General features: G+C 60.3%; 23 protein-coding genes. 5 read left to right on the forward strand and 18 right to left on the reverse strand.

Annotated elements, in window-relative coordinates:
- From J4F42_02335 to J4F42_02345, 3 genes are all read left to right on the forward strand, one after another.
- Window positions 1-708, forward strand: a 708-nt coding sequence (locus tag J4F42_02335; GenBank protein ID MCE2484325.1) for an MMPL family transporter, incomplete at its 5' end; no start/stop codon positions are given.
- Window positions 693-938 carry a hypothetical protein gene (locus tag J4F42_02340; protein ID MCE2484326.1) on the forward strand — a complete coding sequence of 82 codons (246 nt, stop codon included), beginning with the start codon at window positions 693-695 and terminating at the stop codon, window positions 936-938. The genes J4F42_02335 and J4F42_02340, both read left to right, overlap by 16 nt.
- Window positions 931-2,073, forward strand: coding sequence for an MMPL family transporter (locus J4F42_02345; GenBank protein MCE2484327.1), 1,143 nt, complete (start codon window positions 931-933; stop codon window positions 2,071-2,073). The genes J4F42_02340 and J4F42_02345 overlap by 8 nt, the downstream gene beginning before the upstream one ends.
- 374 nt (window positions 2,074-2,447) lie before the next feature.
- On the opposite strand, the gene J4F42_02350 is transcribed toward J4F42_02345, so the two are convergent.
- Together J4F42_02350 and J4F42_02355 are read right to left on the reverse strand one after the other, a co-directional pair.
- The gene (locus tag J4F42_02350) at window positions 2,448-3,146 is read right to left on the reverse strand and encodes a sulfurtransferase TusA family protein (protein MCE2484328.1); all 699 of its coding nucleotides are present in this window, start codon (window positions 3,144-3,146) and stop codon (window positions 2,448-2,450) included.
- Between the two features lie 13 nt (window positions 3,147-3,159).
- The gene (locus J4F42_02355) at window positions 3,160-4,389 is read right to left on the reverse strand and encodes a beta-lactamase family protein (GenBank protein ID MCE2484329.1); all 1,230 of its coding nucleotides are present in this window, start codon (window positions 4,387-4,389) and stop codon (window positions 3,160-3,162) included.
- Between the two features lie 316 nt (window positions 4,390-4,705).
- Between J4F42_02355 and J4F42_02360 the strand changes: the two genes are divergently transcribed.
- On the forward strand, window positions 4,706-4,972 hold the full coding sequence (locus J4F42_02360; GenBank protein ID MCE2484330.1) for a hypothetical protein: 267 nt from the start codon (window positions 4,706-4,708) through the stop codon (window positions 4,970-4,972).
- A 2-nt stretch (window positions 4,973-4,974) separates the two neighbouring features.
- Here the strand turns inward: J4F42_02360 and J4F42_02365 are convergent, their stop codons facing one another.
- The gene (locus J4F42_02365; GenBank protein MCE2484331.1) at window positions 4,975-6,819 is read right to left on the reverse strand and encodes a YgiQ family radical SAM protein; all 1,845 of its coding nucleotides are present in this window, start codon (window positions 6,817-6,819) and stop codon (window positions 4,975-4,977) included.
- Window positions 6,820-6,944: 125 nt separating this feature from the next.
- On the opposite strand from J4F42_02365, the gene J4F42_02370 reads away from it, so the two are divergent.
- A complete protein-coding gene (locus tag J4F42_02370) occupies window positions 6,945-7,661 on the forward strand; it encodes an SDR family NAD(P)-dependent oxidoreductase (protein ID MCE2484332.1) in 717 nt (238 codons plus the stop codon).
- 522 nt (window positions 7,662-8,183) lie between these two features.
- On the opposite strand, the gene J4F42_02375 is transcribed toward J4F42_02370, so the two are convergent.
- The 15 genes from J4F42_02375 to mnmE all read right to left on the reverse strand — a co-directional run bounded on the left by J4F42_02375 (window position 8,184) and on the right by mnmE (window position 21,253).
- A complete protein-coding gene (locus J4F42_02375) occupies window positions 8,184-8,447 on the reverse strand; it encodes a hypothetical protein (GenBank protein ID MCE2484333.1) in 264 nt (87 codons plus the stop codon).
- 52 nt (window positions 8,448-8,499) lie between these two features.
- Window positions 8,500-8,751 (reverse strand): BrnA antitoxin family protein, encoded by a 252-nt coding sequence (locus tag J4F42_02380; GenBank protein ID MCE2484334.1) that lies wholly within the window; start codon window positions 8,749-8,751, stop codon window positions 8,500-8,502.
- Window positions 8,735-9,085, reverse strand: coding sequence for a BrnT family toxin (locus J4F42_02385; GenBank protein ID MCE2484335.1), 351 nt, complete (start codon window positions 9,083-9,085; stop codon window positions 8,735-8,737). Before J4F42_02385 ends, J4F42_02380 begins: the two co-directional genes overlap by 17 nt.
- A 69-nt stretch (window positions 9,086-9,154) precedes the next feature.
- Window positions 9,155-9,562 (reverse strand): F0F1 ATP synthase subunit epsilon, encoded by a 408-nt coding sequence (locus tag J4F42_02390; protein MCE2484336.1) that lies wholly within the window; start codon window positions 9,560-9,562, stop codon window positions 9,155-9,157.
- 5 nt (window positions 9,563-9,567) lie between these two features.
- Window positions 9,568-10,977 (reverse strand): F0F1 ATP synthase subunit beta, encoded by a 1,410-nt coding sequence (gene atpD / locus J4F42_02395; protein MCE2484337.1) that lies wholly within the window; start codon window positions 10,975-10,977, stop codon window positions 9,568-9,570.
- 10 nt (window positions 10,978-10,987) lie between these two features.
- Complete coding sequence (gene atpG, locus J4F42_02400; protein MCE2484338.1) at window positions 10,988-11,848, reverse strand: ATP synthase F1 subunit gamma; 861 nt, start codon at window positions 11,846-11,848, stop codon at window positions 10,988-10,990.
- A 2-nt stretch (window positions 11,849-11,850) separates the two neighbouring features.
- A complete protein-coding gene (gene atpA / locus J4F42_02405; protein ID MCE2484339.1) occupies window positions 11,851-13,359 on the reverse strand; it encodes a F0F1 ATP synthase subunit alpha in 1,509 nt (502 codons plus the stop codon).
- A 78-nt stretch (window positions 13,360-13,437) separates the two neighbouring features.
- Complete coding sequence (gene atpH / locus J4F42_02410) at window positions 13,438-13,974, reverse strand: ATP synthase F1 subunit delta (GenBank protein ID MCE2484340.1); 537 nt, start codon at window positions 13,972-13,974, stop codon at window positions 13,438-13,440.
- Window positions 13,975-14,003: 29 nt separating this feature from the next.
- Entirely contained in the window at window positions 14,004-14,615 is a 612-nt protein-coding gene (gene atpF / locus J4F42_02415; GenBank protein MCE2484341.1) for a F0F1 ATP synthase subunit B, read from the reverse strand.
- Between the two features lie 56 nt (window positions 14,616-14,671).
- Complete coding sequence (locus J4F42_02420; protein MCE2484342.1) at window positions 14,672-15,106, reverse strand: ATP synthase F0 subunit B; 435 nt, start codon at window positions 15,104-15,106, stop codon at window positions 14,672-14,674.
- 84 nt (window positions 15,107-15,190) lie between these two features.
- Entirely contained in the window at window positions 15,191-16,129 is a 939-nt protein-coding gene (locus J4F42_02425) for a ParB/RepB/Spo0J family partition protein (protein ID MCE2484343.1), read from the reverse strand.
- Window positions 16,122-16,997, reverse strand: a complete 876-nt coding sequence (locus J4F42_02430) for a ParA family protein (protein ID MCE2484344.1) — start codon at window positions 16,995-16,997, stop codon at window positions 16,122-16,124. Before J4F42_02430 ends, J4F42_02425 begins: the two co-directional genes overlap by 8 nt.
- A 155-nt stretch (window positions 16,998-17,152) precedes the next feature.
- The gene (rsmG, locus tag J4F42_02435) at window positions 17,153-17,827 is read right to left on the reverse strand and encodes a 16S rRNA (guanine(527)-N(7))-methyltransferase RsmG (protein ID MCE2484345.1); all 675 of its coding nucleotides are present in this window, start codon (window positions 17,825-17,827) and stop codon (window positions 17,153-17,155) included.
- A gap of 103 nt (window positions 17,828-17,930) precedes the next feature.
- The gene (gene mnmG / locus J4F42_02440) at window positions 17,931-19,805 is read right to left on the reverse strand and encodes a tRNA uridine-5-carboxymethylaminomethyl(34) synthesis enzyme MnmG (protein MCE2484346.1); all 1,875 of its coding nucleotides are present in this window, start codon (window positions 19,803-19,805) and stop codon (window positions 17,931-17,933) included.
- Between the two features lie 29 nt (window positions 19,806-19,834).
- Window positions 19,835-21,253 (reverse strand): tRNA uridine-5-carboxymethylaminomethyl(34) synthesis GTPase MnmE, encoded by a 1,419-nt coding sequence (gene mnmE, locus J4F42_02445; protein MCE2484347.1) that lies wholly within the window; start codon window positions 21,251-21,253, stop codon window positions 19,835-19,837.
- Between the last annotated feature and the right edge of the window lies 1 nt (window position 21,254).

Consider the following 21,254-nt stretch of genomic DNA (forward strand, 5'->3'; position numbering starts at 1 on the left):
GCCGTGCCCGACACGCCAAGCGCCCTGGACAGTCTCAAACGCAGCCTGTTCGCCAACAGCATGTTCGTCAATTGGGTCGTGTCCCAGGACGGCACCGGGCTGCTGATTATGGCCAAGATGGAGCCAGGGGAAGGCACGCAGGAAAGCTCGGCCCAACGCATAGCGGTGTATACCACAATCCGTGACATGGTTCAGGAAAAAAAAGCGGCCGGTGTGCCTGAATCCTTCCACGTGGCCGGTCGCGGCGCGCTTGAGGTCAACTTTGAACGAGAGGGTCAGCGCGACTTGCAGACCTTCCTGCCCCTGATTCTGGTGGTGATTGTCACCACCCTGTACTGCACCTATCGCAGCCTGCGCGGCGTCCTGCTGCCCCTGGCTGTTGTCGTGGCGGCGGTGATCTGGACCCTGGGCATCATGGCCGCCACCGGCTTCCCGATGTTCTTCGTCACCTCAATGATGCCGGTCGTGCTGATGGCGGTCGGAGTCGCCGACGGCATTCATATTCTGAGCCGCTATTACGACGAACTGTTGGAACACCCGGACACGTCCTCGTCCGAAGCCGTAATCGCCGCCATGCGCGAGATGTGGCAACCCGTCATTCTGACCTCCTTGACCACCGCCGCCGGCTTCCTATCCTTTCTGACTGCGGCCATGGTCCCGGTGCGTTATTTTGGCGTCTTTACCGGGGTCGGATGGTCTTCTCGCTGACCCTGCTGCCGGCCCTGCTGAGTCTGCTGCCGCCGACCGTCAGCCGCGGCTTGCGCCAGCAGATGCTCCGCAGCGGCGACCTGACCGCCACCGGCTGGGCGGCCAGCCTGCTGTCACGCCTGGGGCGAGGCGTGGCCCGTCGTCCGGCAGCGGTGTGGGTCCCGACCGCGCTCGTCGTCGGGCTGTGCCTGTTCGGCGCCCAGCGCAGCGTCTGTCATCCGCATGTTTGACGCGCACCACGAATTGCGCGTCGGCGACACCATCTTGCGCGACAAATTTCAGGGTACCGTGCCCATCTATGTGGCGATTGAGGGCCAGCAACCGGACCGCCTCAAAGACCCACAGCTGCTGGCTCAACTCGACCGCCTCCAGGCCACGGTCGAGCAAGACCCCCAGGTTGGCGGCTCGCTGTCGCTGGCCGAATACATCAAACGCATGAACCGGGTCATGAACGAGGACCGGCCCGAGATGGAAGTCGTCCCCAGCTCACGTGACCTGGTGGCCCAGTATCTGCTGCTGTACTCGTTCTCCGGCGACCCCGACGACTTTGATGAGATCGTCGACTATGACTACCGGCACGCCAATGTCACGGTCTATCTGCGGTCCGATACAACCCGGGATGTCGAGCGGGTGGTGGGGACGATCCGAGACTTTGCCATCCAGGAATTTGGCCATAATGGAGACACCGACGCGGCCGCCCACGACGCACCGATGATCCGCTTTGGCCGCTGGCTGGCCGGCATTCAGCCCACCGTCCTGGGCTGGGAAACCGACAGCGGTTTTCGGATCGGCATTGCCGGCAACGGCTATATGCTGAACCGCATGAACGAGCTGGTTGTGTCCGGCCAGCTGGCGAGTCTGGTCACCTCACTGGGCGCGGTCTTTGTGCTGACTACCCTGATGTTCCGCTCGTGGGTCGCGGGCCTGATCAACGTCATTCCGATCAGCCTGGTCATGGTGTTCAGCTTCGGTCTGCTGGGGCTGCTCAACATCCCGCTGGAGGTCGGCAAATCGCTGACCGCGTCCATGGTCATTGGCATCGGCATTGACTACACGATTCACTTTCTCAACAAGTATCGGGTCAAAGTCCGGGACGGCCTGACCGACCCGGTAGACATTACGGCCGCGACCATGGCCACCTCGGGCAAAGCCATCTTTTTTAATGCGGTGGTCGTCATCGGCGGCTTCCTGGTCTTTCTGACTTCGAGCTTCCGCCCCAACTTCTACCTCGGCGCCATGCTGTCGCTGAACATGGGGGCGTGTTTGCTCGTCTCAATGACGGTGCTGCCGGCGATCCTGAACAGGTTCCGGCCCCGCTTTGTGTACGGCCCGCCCTCGGCCTCGCCCGACGTGCCACGTCCCTAAGGGGGTCAAGTGATTCACCATTCGTCGCGCCCCTCACGCATCAACTCTTCTGCGGGCGTGTGTGCGCGCCCCTGGGTCAGCTGGCGAAGTTGTGCCGCGAGTTCTCCAAATGTCGGTTCAAGCTCGCTGAAAAGAGCCTGACGCAAAATCTCCCGGTGCTCAGCCTCAACCGACCGCCCGTGTCGTGCAGCGCGCCGTTTCAGACGAATGATGAGGTCGTCATCGAGATTTCGGACGTGTAGATTTCCAGGCATGAGATGCTCCATTGAGATATATGGGAGCATTGACCTCAACTTTTTTGCTCTTTTTCAAGCGTTTTCAAGTCAGTCCGCCCGGCAAAGGCAATCGTAATAACAACAGAGAGCAAAAGGACATCACGATTGCCTTCGGCGCCGGATCCAATAGTAGGGATGCGCGGCTGCGACCAGGCTGTGGCGGGTCAAACGACACCAGGCCGGGATATCCTGGGGCGCGCCGGGGTCGCGGGCGGTCAAGGCCAGCAGCTGGTCGGCCTGGAGTCGCTTCATCCGCAGCCGAAGCTCCAAGACCAGGTCGCCACAGCTCATGTCCCCGGCATCCCACACCGCGTCGGGTTTCAGCTCGGTTTCAGGCTGAGGCTCAGCCTCCTCTGGTCCAAGCGCCGTCTCGGGCGGACTGCCGTCGGACCAGAGACAGGCGGGCCGCTCCAGGTTCCGGGCCTGGCCCTCGTGTCGGTTGGCCCACCGCCAGCCGCTCCAGTAGCACGGGTGACGCCGAATGTAGCGCACGGCGTCGGCCAGGAACTCCGGCACCGGCCGCTCATAGCCGGCGGCAATACAGGCGACACAGCGCGGGGTGGTTTTGAATCCGGACGCCACACAGATGACGTAGGCGTGGCTGCATAAGACGCGCCCACAGCTCATACACGTCAATGCGCCCAAGCGCTCCAGCTCGGCCAGCAACGCGACCCGACGCCGTTCTTCGGCCTCCTCATCGCCGTCACCCTCGTCTTCAAGGGCAATCGTGATGTCCTTTTGCTCTCTTCTGTTATCACGATTGCCTTTGTCAAACAGACTATCGAACTCCTTGTCCATGGTGTGTCTTCTTTTAATCCACCAGCGCCTGATAGCTCAGCACACGCAGGTCACGACGAATCGGGTAGGAGGACGAAGGCATCAGCTGGGTCAGGAAGAGGACGCTCATATCTTCGACCGGATCGATCCAAAACGCCGTGCTCGCCGCCCCGCCCCAGGCATATTCCCCGGGCGAGCCGACAATGCCACTCTTGGCCGGATCGAGCACAACCGAAAAACCGAGCCCAAAGCCGATTCCGTCAAACGGCATTTCGCTGAACACCTTCTGACCGATGCCGGCCAGATCGGTATTGCCGGGCAGGTGATTGATGGTCATGAATTCGACCGTCTTGCGACCCAGAATACGCTCGCCGTTCAACTCGCCTTTATTTCGCAACATGCGCATGAAGCGCAGATAGTCGGCAGCGCTGGACACCAGCCCGCCGCCACCCGACAGAAAGCTGGGTTTGCGGCAGTACGGACTGTCCGGCGGGCTGTCGGCCAGCCGCAGCCCGCCTGCGTCGTATTCATAGTTGGCGCCGAAGCGGGAGACTTTATCCTCGGGCACGAAAAACCCCGTGTCGGTCATGCCCAGCGGGGCGAAAATGTGTTCGGCCAAGTAGGCGTCCAGGCTCATACCGGACAGGACCTCCACCAGGTAGCCCAGGACATCGGTCGCCACGCTGTAGCTCCAGCGCGTGCCCGGCGAGAACAGCAGCGGCAGCTCGCCCAGCGTTTCGACCATGTCGTGCAAGGTTCCGCTGGAGCGGGAGCCTTCCACCCCACGCGCCCGGTACATGGCGTCAACGGGATGGAGGTTCATGAAACCGTAGGTCAGGCCGGAGGTGTGGGTCAGCAGATCGCTGATGCGCATCTTACGCTCGGCCGGAACGCTGCGGTAGTCATCGCGGTCGCCGGACTCGAACACTTCGAGGTGCTTAAAGGCCGGGATGAAGGCCGAGACCGGGGTATCGAGCTGAAAGACGCCCCGCTCGTACAGGCTCATGAGGGCGACGCTGGTGATGGGTTTGGTCATTGAGTAGATACGAAAAATGGTATCGTCTTCGACTGGAACCCGGGCTTCAACATCCCGCCACCCATACCGGTCGAGATAGACCGGCTGGCCGCGTCGGGCGACGACTACCAGATAGCCGGGCAGCTTGCCGCTCTCGACATAGTCTTTGAGGTAGACGGCAATCCGCCCCAGGCGGGAAGAACTCAGGCCCAGGCTTTCAGGGGCGACACACTCAATGCACGTACTCATGGGAGCTGCTCTCCTGTCACGATCTCCAGATCATGGCCAAAAGTGCGCGGCTTGGCAACACAAGACAGCCGCCTGGGCGGAGAAGTCGGGCGCTCGGCTATTTCAAGGTCAAAGGCAGGATGTGTACGGAGCAGGACCTTTCTCAAGAAGATGCCGGGACGAAGGGGTTCCGAAGCCGTACACTCCCATACAAGGCTTTTCGGGAAAGCGAGGATCGTAACGATTCGCCATAGTGCAGGAACTGGCGGCCAAGCTCCCGCAGCAAGTGCACATTTTAGGGTAGTTGCCGAAATCGACACCACGACATGACAACGTCATGATGGTGTCAGTCATATACACGGAGGCGGCTATAAGCAAATTATCAAAACGCTCAACTGTCTACTTTGAACCGTCCATTCATCAAGCCTCAAAATTGAAGGCTGCTACATCAGACCTTTCAATCTCTGCCATCGTTGATAAAGCCGTGCGTCTCCTGATGCGTGAGGACCAGGAAGACCTCGCCACCTTCGCAGAAAGAGCCAAGGAGCCCAAAATCAGCTACGAAGCCCTGCTCAATGACCTCAAAAAGCACGGCAAAATATAAGATCACTTTCTTCTGGCCGGGGGTTTTCCCAGCAGGACGGCGGCCAGGGCGGGTTTGTGGAGGCGCTCAAGGGTGCGGCGAATCCAGGCCCGATTCTCTTTTTTATACCAGAAGAAAAAGCGGTTCTGGTCTCTCTTGGCCTGGGCCGTGCGGGGGGTGCTGACCGGCTCCAGGCTATACGGGTGGTAGCCCGAATAATACATGACCGTGGCAACCGTCATCGGGGTGGGCGTGAAGTCTTGCACCTGTTCGAGCTGAAAACCCAATTCCTTGGTCTGACAGGCCAACTCAGCCATGTCTTCCAGGCCTGAGCCGGGGTGGCTGGAGATAAAATACGGAATCAGCTGCTGGGCCAAGCCGGCCTTGTGGCACCACTGCTCAAATTTCTGCTGAAACTCCTTGAACAGCCGAAACGACGGTTTGCGCATGACCTTGAGCACCGCATCCGAGGTATGCTCGGGCGCCACCTTGAGCCGACCGGAGACGTGCTGGGTCACCAGCTGACGGGTGTATTCCTCGTAATGCTTGTCTTTTTCCTCTTGCCCGTTTTTCGCCACCAGCAGATCGTAACGCACGCCGCTGGCCACAAAGGCTTTCTTGACTTCGGGATGGGCGGCCGCGCTTTTGTAGATGTCGATCAAAGGCGCGTGATCGGTCTCGAGGTTGTAACAGACGCTGGGATGAATACACGACGGGCTGACACAGTTGTCGCAGATGGACTGATCCTTGCCCTTCATTTTGTACATATTGGCCGAGGGGCCGCCCAGGTCACTGATATAGCCCTTGAAACCCGGCATGTGGGTGACCTGCTCGACTTCCTTCATGATCGAGGCTTTGGAGCGGCTGGCAATCATCTTGCCCTGATGGGCCGAGATGGTGCAAAAGCTGCACCCGCCAAAACAGCCGCGGTGCAGGGTGACCGAGAATTTCACCGTTTCAAAGGCTGGTATCGGACCGCGTTTAATGTATTTGGGATGGGGCAGACGGGTGTAGGGCAGATCGAACGCGCCGTCAATCTCGGCCTCGCTCATGGTCTGAAACGGCGGATTAATGACCACGGTCTGGTCCCCGACCTGCTGAACGAGACGCCTGGCAAACTGCTTGTTGGACTCCTGCTCGATGTGTTTGAAGTTCCGGGCGAAGGTTTTCTTGTCGGCCAGACACGCTTCGTGCGAGGCCAAGCGCAGGGTCTGCCAGTTTTTATTCTTGGGCAGGGCGTGAGATCCGGTCTGCAAAAACGCCGTCTGCGGGATAGTCTTTAAGGACGAAAAGGGCACGCCTTTAGCCAGCAGACGGACCAGAGCCCGGAGAGACTGTTCGCCCATGCCATACACCAGCAGGTCGGCGCCGCTGTCAACCAGAATCGAGGGCTTGAGTTGATCGGACCAATAATCGTAGTGGGTCACCCGCCGCAACGAGCCCTCAATACCACCAAGCACGACCGGTACGTCGGGGTAGAACTGTTTCAGAATGCGGCAATACACGCTGGCGGCGTAGTCGGGGCGAAAACCGGCCTGTCCGCCGGGCGTATATGCGTCGGTCGAGCGGCGGCGCTTGGCTGCGGTGTAGTGGTTGACCATGGGATCCATGCAGCCGGACGAGATGCCGAAAAAGAGGCGCGGCGGGCCCAGCTTTGTGAAGTCGCGCAGATCGTCGCGCCAGTTGGGCTGGGGAACAATCGCGACCCTGAGGCCGGCCGATTCGAGAAGCCGACCCACCACCGCATGACCAAAAGCCGGATGGTCCACATACGCATCGCCCGAGATAAGAATGACATCAAGCGCGTCCCAGCCCCGCAGCTCGACCTCTTTGCGGGTGGTGGGCAGCCAGTCGCTCAGTTGTCTCATACGGGCTTCTTTCTAGCACGATTCGGAGGGCGCGCAACGTTCTCCAGCCCACCCCCCATTGTCATACAGCCCGTTTTCCGCTCTAGAACGGGGGGAAGATCGCACATCAACAGGAGGACACCATTATGGCAGACTCACCATCCCTTCCGGTTGCCGCCGTGCTCGGCGTTGGACCGGGCTTAGGCGCCGCCCTGGCCCGCCGCTTTGCCCAGACCTACGCGGTTGCCATTAACGCGCGCCGGGCAGCGTATCTCAGCTCGCTGGCCACCGACATCCGGGCCAGCGGTGGCCAGGTCTTAGAGGTTCCGGCCGATATCGGCGACCAGGCTCAGGTTGAGACCGTGTTCAAGACGATTCGGGAACAGCTCGGCCCACCCGAAGTCTTGCTCTACAACGCCGGCAACGGCTCGTGGGGCACAATCACCGATGTCACGCCGGAACAGTACGAGACCACTTGGCGGGTGAATGCCTATGGGGCGTTTCTGAGTGCCAAGGAAGTGGCGCCGGACATGATTGCCAAAGGCCGCGGCAGCATGCTGTTCACCGGTGCGACCGCAGGTGTCAAGGCCGGCGCTCGGTCGGTCGCCTTTGGTCCGGCCAAGTTTGCCCTGCGCGGGCTGGTGCAATCCATGGCGCGCGACCTGGGGCCCAAAGGGATTCACGTCGCCTGGATCAATGTTGACGGGGTGATCGACATCCCCGGTCGGGACATCTCCGGGTTCACGGCGGAGGACATGCTGAAACCCGAGGCCATTGCCGAGACCTACTGGCATCTGGCCCACCAGGATGCCAGCGCCTGGACCACCGAGCTGGAAGTACGGCCGTTCAAGGAGAAGTTCTAAGCCGAAATTCTCAATCTGCAATGGAGCCGCATCGGTATCGGTACAGTCCACCTGCCGGACACGCGCAGCGTTCCCTTAGGACAACCCTCAGGGACGTTCTGGACGCGCCGCCCGGTAGGCAGGACGCCGATACATTCAAAAGAGGGGACAAAAACCTTCTTTTTATAAGCATTGTCTCGATTGAGTCCCGGAACTGCTGCTTCATACGTGCCTTTATCGAGATTCAGAGTATAAAAACAATATGAAAACGTTGTTTTACTATGATATTATCGACAAAACAGGTTGTATCAGACACAAAATACGTCTCTTTCGTCCAATTTACCTCTCATATGAACCTTTCCTCCCTATTATGACTACGGAATCTCGAGTATTTGCTTGTGAAAAAGTTGGATACGGCACATTAGAGCCGAAAAACTTGACATAAACTTCAGATTTACCTTCTGTAAGAGAAGCACATAACCATACAGAGGCGTAAAACTTCCTTCAGTGACATTTTCCCGCCAAATTATTCTGTCATCTCCCTCAGCAGACGGACAAGTTTCCTTCCATTTGCTTGAGATTGGCGTCTATTTTCGCTAACGAGTGCTGAGGAGTGTGCTTGTAGAAGTGTCGATTGAAGTTGATTTTGTAAGCGGCACGGATTTTATCTCTATCAATCCAGGCATCCGGTACGTGCGGCTCAACCTCGCAGCGGAAGTAGCGCACGATAGGGTTGAAGATAATCGCCCCAGCCACGAGCCGTACCTTGCGCTGCTCAGTGATCTCATCTGGATGATGATCGGTCACAGACGTGGCTGGAATTTTCTTATCTCGTCACACGACAACATGACGACCGCCCTCACTGATGGGCGGAGAGTTCTTCCCGCACGATCTGACGAATGAGATCCGGCGTCAAAGGGTGCTCGGTCCGTCCTAGATGGGCGTGCAGAGCCTCATTGATGAGCGTTTGGTAGCCCTTCCCTGTCTTTTCGGACTGAGCCTTGAAATGTTGGACAATCGTCTCATCAAGATAGATGGTGATTCGCGTCTTGCCGGTCAAAGGAACGACAGTCCCGCGCTTCCCTTTTGAAAAGTCATATTCCTTTTTCATATACTCGTCTTTCTTTTGGCTCAGCCTTCCGAACCGAAATCAAGCGGACTTCGTCGTTCCGGTAGGTGTAGACAACAACCATCAATGTCCCAAAGAAGTTTGCACCCATCGAAACAAAACGCTGTTCTCCTTCTGCCACATCATCCTCAATCGTCAAGGCCAAGGGGTCGTTCAAGACACCATCCCCATCTGCGAGAGAAACACCATGTTGACGAATATTCGTAGCGTTTTTCTTGGGATCGAAGACAACTTTCACGACCTCAATATATGTATATTGTGCATATATTGCAACGAGGCTGAAGAAAGCTGAGAGAGTACGCTCGCTCTTCGCCACACAATGAAAAAAGCCTTCCCAGGTTCACCTGAGAAGGCTTCAAGAGGAAAAAAGCCTAGTTGAAGCTACCTACTGCCCCCCAGCCACGTCAACCCGCGCCTGCGCCCACCGGCGGGTCTGGGAGGTTTCGGCATAGTCCGGGTCAGTCTCACCCAGTGTTTTCAGTTGCTCTTCGGCTTGGCTCAGGGCCGTGCGGGCAGCCTCAAGGTCAATCTCGTCGGCCAATTCTGCGCTATCGGCCAGAACGGTCATGACGTTGTCCACTACCTCGGCAAAACCGCCGCTGAGCGCCAAACGGGTGGGCTGATTGCCCCGCATATATTCCAGGCGACCGGCCTGCAGGGAGGACAGGAAGGTAATATGGTTGGGCAGGACGCCGAATTCCCCGACCGTACCGGGCGCCCTGACCTCATCGACCTCTTCGTCGAGCAGGGTGCGTTCGGGGGTGACCAGCAACAGACGCAGGGTTTCTGCCATAACCGTTACTCCGCAGACAGCGCCTCGGCCTTTTTCTGCGCATCCTCAATCGTCCCGACCATATAGAAGGCCTGTTCGGGCAGATCGTCATGCTGCCCGTCGACCAGCTCTTTGAAGCTCCTGATGGTCTCCGTGAGCTGAACATACTCACCCGGCGTACCGGTGAACTGCTCGGCCACGCTGAACGGCTGGGACAGAAAACGCTGGATCTTGCGCGCCCGGGCGACGACGATCTTGTCCTCTTCGGATAGCTCGTCGATGCCCAGAATGGCGATGATATCTTGCAGGTCTTTGTAGCGCTGCAAAATTTCCTGAACATCCCGCGCCACCTGATAGTGCTCCCCGCCGAGGATGTTCGGATCGAGCATCCGCGAGGTTGAGTCGAGGGGATCGACCGCCGGGTAGATGCCCAGCTCGGCAATCTGGCGTGACAACACCGTGGTGGCATCCAGATGGGAGAAGGTGGTGGCTGGGGCGGGGTCAGTCAGGTCATCGGCCGGCACGTAAATGGCCTGGACCGAGGTGATCGACCCGTTCTTGGTCGAGGTGATACGCTCCTGCAGATCACCCATGTCGGTCGATAAGGTGGGCTGATAGCCGACCGCCGACGGAATACGTCCGAGCAGGGTTGACACTTCCGAGTTGGCCTGGACAAAGCGGAAGATATTGTCGATGAACAGCAGCACGTCCCGGTTTTCTTCATCCCGGAAATACTCGGCAATGGTCAGCGCCGACAGTCCGACCCGGGCGCGGGCGCCGGGCGGTTCGTTCATCTGGCCGTAGACCAGGCTGGTCTTGTCGAGCACGCCCGACTCCTGCATTTCCAGCCACAGGTCATTGCCTTCGCGGGTACGTTCGCCGACACCGCCGAAGACCGAATAACCGCCGTGCTGTTTGGCGACATTGTTGATCAGCTCCATCAGAATAACGGTCTTGCCAACTCCTGCGCCGCCGAACAGGCCGATCTTGCCGCCGCGCGGATAGGGGGCGAGCAGGTCAACGACCTTGATGCCGGTTTCCAGGATTTCGACCTCGGTCGCCTGGTCGGTGAAAGACGGGGCCGGACGATGGATGGGTGAGCGGTGGATACCTTCCAGGGATTCGCCCTGGTCAACCGGCTCGCCAACCACATTCAGAATGCGGCCCAGGGTCTTTTCGCCGACCGGGACGGTAATCACGTCGCCGGTATCGCGGACCGGAATACCCCGTACCAGGCCCTCGGCGCTATCCATGGCAACGCAGCGCACGGTGTTTTCTCCGAGGTGCTGGGCAACTTCGAGGATGAGATTCCATTCTTTGTCGCTGATGGTTGGATTGGTGACCTGGAGCGCGTTGTAGATCGGCGGCAGGTCGCTGTTCTCAAACTCAACGTCAACCACCGCGCCCATCACCTGGGTAATCTTTCCCTCATTCATGTCATATCCCTCATTTCAAGGATTCGCCGGTTGCCACAATTTCCAGCAACTCGCGGGTGATATCCGCCTGGCGTGCTCGGTTCATATCCAGGGTCAGCGTATCAATCATCTCGACCGCATTATTGGTGGCGTTTTCCATCGCCGTCATCCGCGCCCCGTGTTCGCTGGCGACCGATTCCAGCATGGCCCGGTACAACAGCATATCGACATAGCGGGTCAGCAGACGGCTCAGCAGCCCCTGGGCGGTCGGCTCATACAGATAGTCGAGCGACGCTGCGTCAGCGTCGTCCTGCTCCTGAGGGACGATCGGCAGGACCTGATCGAGGGTCGGAACCTGGACCAGGGCCGAGCGGAAGCGGGCGTACAGAATGTAGAAGCCGTCCGACTCGCCGCTGAGGAAGCGCTCGGTCATCCGCAGCCCGATGTCGTGGGCCAGGGCCGAGGTGTATTTGCCGCCGAGGTTGATGTGTTCTTCGGCCATCGGCGTCTGGCGACGCCGAAAATAGTCGAAGCCGCGTCGCCCGACACACGAGATCGTCACCTCCTGGGCCGGATGGGTGTTGACGAAGGCCTCGGCCTCGCGGATCAGAGACGAGTTGAAGCTCCCGCAGAGGCCGCGGTCGGAGGTATACAGCATCAGGTCAATTTTGCGCTCCTCACGTTTTGTGAGAAGCGGATGGGCCAGAGTCTGGCTCTGGTCGGCCAGGTTGTGCAGTACGGCTTCGAGTTTTTCCGCATACGGTCGAGCCGCCTCGGCCGCCTCCTGGGCTCGCCGCAGCCGGGCTGCGGAGACCATCCGCATGGCGTTGGTAATCTGCTGAATGTTGCGGACCGAAGCAATACGCCGACGAATCGCTTTGAGGGTAGCCATCGTTACGCCGTGAAAGTGTCGTTGAACTCCCGCAGGGCCGCCTCGAGGCGCTCCTTGATGTCGTCCGTCAATTCACGCTTGCTGCGCAGATCCGGCAAGAGGTCGGGATGGCTGGTCTCCACAAACCGGAGCAGCTCAGTCTCGTATTTTTTCAGCGCCGACTCCGGCAGCTGGTCCAGAAAACCGTTTGTGCCAGCGTAAATCATGACCACCTGGTTTTCGACCGGTAGCGGCTCGTACTGACCCTGCTTGAGGACCTCGACGAGGCGCGTGCCGCGGGACAGCATCCTTTGGGTGGCGGCATCGAGGTCGGAGCCGAACTGGGCAAAGGCAGCCATCTCCCGATACTGGGCCAGGTCGAGCCGCAATGAGCCGGCGACTTGACGCATGGCTCTGATCTGGGCCGAACCGCCGACCCGAGAGACCGAGATCCCAACGTTGACCGCCGGGCGAATACCCGAGTTGAACAGGTCGGTTTCGAGAAAAATCTGACCGTCGGTAATCGAAATCACGTTGGTCGGAATATAGGCCGATACGTCCCCGGCCTGGGTTTCGATAATCGGCAGGGCGGTCAACGACCCGCCGCCTTCGGCTTCGCTCATCTTGGCCGCCCGCTCGAGCAGACGCGAGTGCAGGTAGAACACATCACCCGGGAAGGCCTCACGGCCGGGTGGACGCCGCAACAGCAGAGACAGTTGGCGATAGGCCACCGCGTGCTTGGATAAATCGTCGTAAATAACGAGCGCGTGCTTGCTGTTATCGCGGAAGTATTCGCCTATCGCACACCCGGCATACGGGGCGATGAACTGCAAGGGGGCGGCGTCCGAAGCACTGGCGACCACGATGGTCGTGTATTCCAGCGCGCCGGCCCGGGTCAGCCGCTCGACCACCTGGGCAACGGTGGACTGCTTTTGTCCGATTGCGACATAGATACACTGCATGTCGCCGCCCTTCTGGTTGATGATCGTATCAATGACAATAGCGGTTTTGCCGGTCTGGCGGTCGCCGATGATGAGTTCGCGCTGGCCGCGACCGATCGGGATCATGGAGTCAATAGCCTTCAGACCGGTCTGGACCGGCTCTTTGACCGGCTGGCGCAGCACGATGCCCGGGGCTTTGACCTCAATCCGTCGCGACTCGGCGCTGGTGATGGGTCCTTTGCCGTCGATGGGCTGACCGAGGGCATTCACCACCCGACCCAGCATGGCGTCGCCCACCGGCACCTCGGCGATACGCCCGGTGCGGCGCACCTCGTCGCCCTCCTTGATAGCCTGGACCTCGCCAAACACGGCAGCCCCGACGTTGTCCTCCTCAAGGTTCAGGGCCAGCCCGAACATGTCGTCCGGGAACTGGAGCAATTCGCCGGACGCGACCTGATCCAGGCCGTGAATCCGCGCGATGCCATCGCTGGCCGACAGGACGGTTCCCGTCTCGCGCAGCTCGACCTGGGCGTCATAACCCTGAATCTGTTGCTTGATAATTTCGCTGATCTCAGCCGCACGCAGTTCCATTACACCCTCTTCATGTTGCGTTTCTCGTTTCCCTTCACACGTCTGCCAAACGTCTGCTGATGCGTCCCCGCGTGGCCTCTACAACCGCTCGGCCAGCGCCTGAGCGATGCGTTGGAGCTGGGACTTGAGGCTCGCGTCGTAGACTTGACCCTCAATTTCGACGGTCACCCCACCCAATAGTCCAGGATCATGCTCAACGACGGGGATGACGGTCTTGTTCGTCTTATGGCTGAAGGCGTCAACAATGGCTTGCAGTTCGTCCTCGGACAGCTCGGCCGCCGATGTCACCCGCACCCTTACCCGGCCCAGCAGTTTCTCCAGCAGGCTGTGATAGCTGCTTTCAATATCGGCCACGACATTCAGACGGTCGTTCGCGGCCAGGACACGCAGGAAATTGGCCACCAGCGCCTGGGGTGCGGCGGCACCGATCAGGCTCTCGACAATATCACTCCGTGTTCTGGGCGACAGGGTCGGCAGGGCCAGGGTACGGGCCAGGCTTGGCTCGGCCAGTACCCCGGCGATGTGGGTGAGTTCGGCTCCTATCGCTTCCTCCTGGCCCGCCTCCTGGGCCAGGCTGAGCAGGGCTTTGGCGTATCGTCTGGCGGCTGCTGGCATCGCTTACCTCATGCAGGTGGGTGATGATCTCATTCTGCTCGGCTGAGGTCATCATCACCCACCTTATCAACAAGCTCGTTGACCAGACGGCGCTGGTCATCGGGACGCAGCTGGGCGCGAATCAGCTCGGTGGCGATGGCCACCGCCTGCTCGGCGACATCCTCACGCAAGGTTCGTCTGGCCTGTTCCACCTCCCGCTCAGCTATCTGTTGCGCCTCGAGTCGGGCACGCTCGGCCATACGGCCGGCCTCTTCCAGAATGCGCTCTTTCTCGCGTTGGGCGGATTCCAGGGCTTGGCTGCGCAGGGCTTGCTGCTCGGCCTCCAAGCCGGCGAGCTTCTCTTCGTACTCGCGACGGACCTGCTCGGCCTCGGCCTGGGCCAGCTTTGCCTCGTTGAGCGCCTGAACAATCGTCTCCTTGCGCTTACGGAGCGCTTCTTTGACAAACGGCAGCGCGAATTTTCGCAGGACCAGGACGAACAGAACAAAATTAATGGTAAAAAAGAGGAGACCGAGCAGCTGATCTCCAGTCACCCCGTGGTGCTCATCGCCTGCGCCCTCTCCGGCCGCCCAGACAGCGGTCGTCAGCAGCAACGGAAAGAGGACGGCGAGGAGAAAGGTGAACGATGAGGGCCATCTCATCAAGAAGAGATCAGCGTTCACCTTCCAGACCGTCTTGGCTACATATTTGCGCATGGTTACGTCAGAGACCTTCCCAGCAGACGCGCCGCAATCTCGTTGGAAAAGTCAGGAATGCGTTGTTCAAGGTCGTGGCGCGCCTCGGCAATCTCACGTTCGAGGCTCTGCCGCAGCTGGGCAAGCGTCTGACTGGACTCTTCGCGGGCCTGTTCGATCAGCTCCCGCGACTGCTCCTGGGCCTCACGGTAGACGGCGTCAACCTCCTGCATGGCGCCCGAGCGCGCTTCGGCCAGCTGGGTGCGATACTCCTGGCCCTTGACCTCGGCGTCGGCCTTGATCTGGGTCGCCTCCTGGAGCGCCCCGGCGCTGTTGTGTTCCCGGTTGGCCAACAGGACCAGGTTGGGCTCAAACAGCACGCGGCGCAAAACAGCCCACAGAACGAGAAACAGAACAATCTGGCAGAAGAAGGTCCAATCTGGAGGAAATGCTAGCACGACCCGGAGCCTCCTGTGTCCGAACGAAGTCGGCGTGTAATATAGAGGGAATTCCGCATTAGGGCTAGGGCGTCTCGGGGGAGATCAGACAAGCGGCTTGTGATTTGCGCCTCTCAGGCGGGCCAGCAGACCGTCAAGCTCCTGGTTGGAATAGTACTCAATCTCAATCTTACCGCCCTTTTTTCGGGGATGCAGGCGGACCTTGGTGCCCAGCTGACGCATTAGTTCCTCTTCAACTGCCTTTAAGTAAATATGCGCCTGGTCGGCCATTTTTTCCGGGCCGGGCGGCCGGTCGTGAGCCGCTGTCTGTTCGATGCCCTCCAAAGAGCGGGCGACCAGGGTCTCTGTTTCCCGGACCGATAAGCCCTGGCGGATGATCTGACGGGCCAGCTCAATCTGCCTGTCGGGCGTTTCCAGGGCCAGCAGGGAGCGGGCATGGCCGACCGAAAGATTGCCGCGGTCCACGTCTTCCTTGATTTCCTCGGGTAAATTCAGCACCCGCAGCAGATTGGCGATGACCGGCCGACTCTTGCCGACCCGTTTGGCCACATCCTCCTGGGTCAGCTGAAACTCGTCCATCAGCTGACGGTAGGCCAGCGCCTCCTCAATCGGGGTGAGTTCTTCGCGCTGAATGTTCTCCACCAGGGCCATCTCCAGGCTCTCGGCGTCGCTGACCTCCTTGACGATGACCGGCACACGCTCAAGGCCGGCCCGCTGCGCCGCGCGGAAGCGACGCTCGCCGACAATCAACTCGTAGCCGGAGTCGGCTTTGCGCACTACCAGCGGCTGTAACACGCCCTGCTGACGAATGGAGTCGGCCAACTCGGCAATCCGCTGCTCGTCAAAATAGCGCCGAGGCTGACGTGGGTTGGGGCGGATTTCGGACACATGCACGCGCCGTTCGGCGGCCGGCGGCGCCATGGACACGCCTTCGGGTATCAGCGCGCCCAGCCCGCGGCCGAGGCCGCGACGTTTTGGGACTGACTTGGGACTCGCACCAGTGTTGACCGCTACTTCACTCATCTATTCCTCCCCGTGTCGTTTCCACACAGGCGAACGCTGGGTTCTTCTCGGACAGAGATTCATCAGCGTTCGCCTTTTCCTCAGAAGCAGCCTGGGCGACGACGGGCGTCGACGTCCGTGTGCGGATTTCCTGGGCCAAGGCCACATAGCTCTGTGCACCCCGGCATGACGGATCGTACAGGATAATGGGCAAGCCATGACTCGGGCTCTCGCCGAGCCGCACATTGCGCGGGATAACGGTATGAAAGACCTGATCGGGAAAAAATTGCCGAACCTCTTCCTCGACCTGTCGGGACAGGCGATTTCTCTGGTCAAACATGGTCAGCAGCAGGCCCTCAATTACCAGGTCAGGATTGAGACGGGCGCGCAGCAGATCAATCGTCTCCAACAGCGAGCGTAGCCCCTCAAGGGCGTAGTACTCGCACTGGAGCGGAATCAGGACACTATCGGCGGCGGTCAGGGCGTTGACCGTCAGCAGACCCAGGGACGGCGGGCAGTCGAGCAGGATATACTCATACTGGGCCAGACGACGCAGCAGGCCGTGCAGCACGTACTCGCGGTTGTCGATATTCAGCAGCTCAACTTCCACGCCGATCAAATCATGCGTGGCGGGCAGGACATCAAGATGCTCGATTGTGGTTTTGGCGAGGGCGTCCTGGAGCGGGCACTCCCCCAACAGCACCTCGTACAGGGTCGCGCTGTCTTGTTCAATGCGCACCCCAAGACCGCTCGTGGCATTGGCCTGAGGATCGCAGTCGACCAATAAGGTTGGCGCTTTGACAACACCGAGGCAGGCGGCAAGATTGATCGCGGTTGTCGTCTTCCCCACCCCACCCTTCCGGTTGGCTATACAGATAACCCTTCCCACTGCGGGTTTCCTAGCATAGCTTCCCCACAAAAAATAGCACTTGAGCTGGAAAATGTTTCACGTAAAACATTTTCGGCTCTGCTTTGTTTCACGTTAAACATGGCCGATATGCCGGCTCCAGATCCGGTCGAAGTAATGGATCGGGGCTCGGTGTGTCACGTGAAACATTGTCCGGCAAAGGTGAGCAGGGTCCGCCTCTCGGTGCCGAACGGCAGGGTGTAGTCGTAGCGGGAGTACAGGACAAACGGACCCGCCTGAGCCGGGAGGTGACGCAACTCGTCTCCGACACCCGGGCCTTTCATCGCAATCGCCCAGCCGTCGGGCTCAACAAATCCCTGGGCGACGGACAAAAACCGCGCCAGATTCCAGGTCGCCCGCGATACCGCAACCCGATATGCGGCCCGAAACCGTTCCTGTTGCACGAGAGCTTCGGCTCGGCCCTCATACACCGCCACATTTCGCAGCTCCAGCCGCCTGACCACCGCTTTGAGGAAATGCGCCCGTTTCCGGCGGGCTTCAATCAGATCGATCGGACGCTCGGGGTCAAGCATGGCCAGGATCAGGCCCGGAAAGCCGGCTCCGCTGCCCAGATCGACCAGGCGTCCCTCGAAAGAGAGCTGGGAGGCCAGGGCGAAGCAATCCACTACATGTTTACGGATGACGGTCTGGGGGTCGGGAACAGACACCAGGTTGACGATACGACTCCAGCGCTGAAGCTCGTCGAGGTAGACACACACGCTGTCGAGCGTTGTGTGAGCCAGGGGCACGGCCAGGCGGGCAGCTCCTTGGCCCAGCACATGAGCGATGGCGTCTTGATGAGAAGCAGCCATCAGCGTTCACCTTTACCGTGCAGGCAGCGTAATTGCGCCGGAAAGAGGCAACGTGTCAACTTTACTCATACGGACGGACGACACGTTGCCTCTTTGTTCCGAGTCAGGCCGTGTGAGCCTGCAGGCTGCCCTTTTTCAGATGAATAGCCAACAGCGACACGGCCGCAGGGGTCACGCCCGGGATGCGAGCCGCCTGACCCAGCGAACGGGGGCGTAGCGCGCTCAGCTTTTCCTGGATTTCGACCGACAGCCCACTCACACCGGTATAGTTCAGGTTGGCTGGAATCCGGGTGTGTTCGAGGTGGTGCAGCCGGGCGACTCCCTCCTCCTGGCGACGAATATAGCCGGCGTATTTGACCGCAATCTCTACCTCGGCGCCAACCTCACGGGCATACGCCTGCGGAGGGGGAACCAGAGTGGCCAGCACGGCGTAGGACAGTTGGGGCCGGCGCAACAGTTGGGCCAGCGAGACCGGATTTTTGAGTGGAGCGGTGCCAAGCTCGGTCAAGGTGGCGTTGGTCTCGGCGGTCGGTGCGACCATCGTCTGGTCATGACGCTGGATTTCGGCGGCAATGGCGGCTTTCTTGTCTTGGGTGTGCTGGGCAGCGGCGGCGTCAACAAGACCCAACCGCTGCCCGTACTCGCGCAGCCTGAGGTCGGCATTATCCTCACGCAGCAACAGACGATGCTCGGCTCGTGAGGTAAACATGCGATATGGCTCGCCGCCTACCCCTTTGGTCACCAAGTCGTCTATCAAAACCCCGATATAGGCCTGATCTCGGCCCAAAATAAGCGGGTCTTCACCCCGCAGGCTCAAAACCGCGTTGATACCGGCCATCAGACCCTGGGCTGCGGCCTCTTCGTAGCCGGTCGTGCCGTTGATCTGACCAGCAAAATACAGGCCGGCCGTCAGTTTGGTCTCCAAACTCGGAAAGAGTTGGGTGGGGTCGGCATAATCATACTCAATCGCATAGCCGGGCCGCATGATTTCCGCCTCTTCCAGGCCGACTATGGAGCGGACCATTTGCAGCTGCACGTCGAGAGGCAGGCTGGTAGACAGCCCGTTGGGATACACCTCGACGGTATCCCGCCCCTCGGGTTCAAGAAAAATCTGGTGGCGCGGTTTGTCCTGAAAACGGACAATCTTGTCTTCAATAGACGGGCAATAACGCGGCCCGCGGCCCTGAATGGCGCCCGCGTACATCGGTGAGCGGTCGAGGCCGGCGCGAATGGCCGCGTGGGTCTGCCGATTGGTATAGGTCAGATGGCACGCCAGCTGACTCTGGCGAATAGTATCGCTCGAAAACGACAGCGGCGGCGGCGGTTCGTCCCCGTACTGGGGTTCGAGCCGGCTGTAATCAATCGTCCGGCTGTCGAGTCGCGGACAGGTGCCGGTTTTCAGGCGACCGAGCTGAAAGCCGAGCGTGGCGAGGTGGCCGCTCAGCCCCTCGACCGAAAAATCCCCCGCCCGGCCGGCGGCGTAGTGTTTGAGTCCCACATGAATCAGGCCCTTGAGAAAGGTGCCGGTGGTGAGAATGACCTTGGGCGCCAAAAAAATCTCGCCGATTTGGGTCTCTATGCCCCGGACCTGATGGTCTTCCACGAGCAGACGTTCGGCACTGCCCTGCCGCAGGGTGAGCGACGGCGTGGTTTCTACCCGTCGTTTCATGCGTTGACGGTAGAGCGCCTTATCGGCCTGGGCGCGAGTCGCCCTGACCGCCGGACCTTTGCGCGTGTTGAGCACCCGGAACTGTATGCCTGTCTCGTCAATAGCCCGGGCCATTTCGCCGCCCAGCGCGTCAATCTCGCGAACCAGATGGCTCTTGCCGATGCCGCCAATGGCGGGATTACACGACATGTGCCCAACGTGGTCGAGGTTGAGCGTCAACATCAGCGTTTTTGCGCCTGAACGGGCGGTAGCCAGGGCCGCCTCAATACCGGCGTGACCAGCCCCAACAACGATAACGTCATAGTCCATGGGAACTCCTCGTTCAGGGTGTTTCCGCGCTACTTTCCGATACAGAATTCACCAAAGATGCGGTCCAGGATATCCTCACTACTCACCTGACCGGTGATTTCCCCAATATGATCCAGCGCCGCCCGCAGGTCCACCGCCACGAGGTCGAGCGGCAGGCCGCTGCGAAGGCTGTCACGCGCGCTTGTCAGACACTGCTCGGCTTTTATCAACGCGTCCCGGTGGCGGAGGCGGGTGACGAGCAGGCCACCTCCGTTCTCAGCCGGCTCGGCGGGCCGGGCCGGACCGTTCTGCCCGGCCGGACCAGCGCCGAAGACCAGGCCGGTGATGCGGTCGGCCAGACCTGCAAGGCCGGTCCCGTTTTGGGCCGAGATGGCGACTGGCGGGCCGACCCTCAGCCGGGCCTCAAGCTCGTCAGGAGTCGTCTGGGCCGACAGGTCGATTTTATTGAGAATGGGAACCACCTGTTTGCCGTCGATGTATTCACAAACAGTTTTGTCTTCGGCGTCGAAGGCACGGCTGGCGTCAAACACGGCCAGCACCAGCTCGGCCTGCTCAATCCCGGCCCGGGTGCGCTCAATGCCCCGCCGCTCCACCTCGTCGCGGCTGGCGCGCAGGCCGGCGGTATCCCAGACGACCAAAGGAATGTCACCAATAGTGACTGTTTCCTCCAGCGTGTCGCGCGTCGTACCCGGCACCGGGGTGACAATCGCCCGGTCGGTTCCGGTCAGGGCGTTCAACAGACTCGACTTGCCGACGTTCGGCTTGCCGACGATGACCGTCCGCAGTCCGTCTCGATAGACCTTGCCCTGGGCGAAGCTGGCGTGGAGGCGGCCGACCGCTTCAATCAGCCCGGACAGGTCGCGACCGATCTCGGCCTGGGTGCGAGCCGGAATATCCTCGTCCGGGAAATCGAGGAAGGCCTCGATATGCGCGGTCAGACCGAGCAGCTGCTCACGCAGCCGTCCGCACTGCTCGGACAGACGGCCCGACACCTGTTCCCAGGCCAGCCGGAGGCCGCCCGCACTCTTGGCCTGGATCAGGTCAAGGACCGCCTCGGCCTGCGACAGGTCGAGCCGACCGTTCAGAAAGGCGCGCCGGGTGAACTCGCCCGGCAGGGCCAGCCGCGCCCCGTGCTTGAGCACGGTTTCCAGAATTCGCCGGGCCAGAAAACTGCCGCCGTGGCACTGGATTTCGGCCACATCCTCGCCGGTATAGCTGTGAGGAGCACGCATCAGCGCCAGCAGCGCCTGGTCAAGGGTCTGGCCTGTCAGTGGATCGGTCACCCGCCCCACATACAGGTGGTGGGAGTGGAGGTGTGCCCAGGGCTGGTCGGGCTGAAACACCGCCCGGACAACAGGTTCAGCCCGCTCACCGCTGATACGGACAATGGCCACGCCCCCCGAACCGGCCGGCGTGGCAATTGCCGCTATCGTATCGTGTTCGTACACT

The sequence above is a fragment of the Desulfurellaceae bacterium genome, assembly GCA_021296095.1.
Lineage (GTDB): Bacteria > Desulfobacterota > Binatia > Bin18 > Bin18 > JAAXHF01.

What these genes read in the sequence shown, in the direction of transcription:
- J4F42_02340 (MCE2484326.1), top strand. Translation starts at nt 693, where the DNA reads ATGGTCTTCTCGCTGACCCTGCTGCCGGCCCTGCTGAGTCTGCTGCCG.
- J4F42_02345 (MCE2484327.1), top strand. Translation starts at nt 931, where the DNA reads ATGTTTGACGCGCACCACGAATTGCGCGTCGGCGACACCATCTTGCGC.
- J4F42_02350 (MCE2484328.1), bottom strand. Translation starts at nt 3,146, where the DNA reads ATGGACAAGGAGTTCGATAGTCTGTTTGACAAAGGCAATCGTGATAAC.
- J4F42_02355 (MCE2484329.1), bottom strand. Translation starts at nt 4,389, where the DNA reads ATGAGTACGTGCATTGAGTGTGTCGCCCCTGAAAGCCTGGGCCTGAGT.
- J4F42_02360 (MCE2484330.1), top strand. Translation starts at nt 4,706, where the DNA reads ATGATGGTGTCAGTCATATACACGGAGGCGGCTATAAGCAAATTATCA.
- J4F42_02365 (MCE2484331.1), bottom strand. Translation starts at nt 6,819, where the DNA reads ATGAGACAACTGAGCGACTGGCTGCCCACCACCCGCAAAGAGGTCGAG.
- J4F42_02370 (MCE2484332.1), top strand. Translation starts at nt 6,945, where the DNA reads ATGGCAGACTCACCATCCCTTCCGGTTGCCGCCGTGCTCGGCGTTGGA.
- J4F42_02380 (MCE2484334.1), bottom strand. Translation starts at nt 8,751, where the DNA reads ATGAAAAAGGAATATGACTTTTCAAAAGGGAAGCGCGGGACTGTCGTT.
- J4F42_02390 (MCE2484336.1), bottom strand. Translation starts at nt 9,562, where the DNA reads ATGGCAGAAACCCTGCGTCTGTTGCTGGTCACCCCCGAACGCACCCTG.
- atpD (MCE2484337.1), bottom strand. Translation starts at nt 10,977, where the DNA reads ATGAATGAGGGAAAGATTACCCAGGTGATGGGCGCGGTGGTTGACGTT.
- atpG (MCE2484338.1), bottom strand. Translation starts at nt 11,848, where the DNA reads ATGGCTACCCTCAAAGCGATTCGTCGGCGTATTGCTTCGGTCCGCAAC.
- atpA (MCE2484339.1), bottom strand. Translation starts at nt 13,359, where the DNA reads ATGGAACTGCGTGCGGCTGAGATCAGCGAAATTATCAAGCAACAGATT.
- atpH (MCE2484340.1), bottom strand. Translation starts at nt 13,974, where the DNA reads ATGCCAGCAGCCGCCAGACGATACGCCAAAGCCCTGCTCAGCCTGGCC.
- atpF (MCE2484341.1), bottom strand. Translation starts at nt 14,615, where the DNA reads ATGAGATGGCCCTCATCGTTCACCTTTCTCCTCGCCGTCCTCTTTCCG.
- J4F42_02425 (MCE2484343.1), bottom strand. Translation starts at nt 16,129, where the DNA reads ATGAGTGAAGTAGCGGTCAACACTGGTGCGAGTCCCAAGTCAGTCCCA.
- rsmG (MCE2484345.1), bottom strand. Translation starts at nt 17,827, where the DNA reads ATGGCTGCTTCTCATCAAGACGCCATCGCTCATGTGCTGGGCCAAGGA.
- mnmG (MCE2484346.1), bottom strand. Translation starts at nt 19,805, where the DNA reads ATGGACTATGACGTTATCGTTGTTGGGGCTGGTCACGCCGGTATTGAG.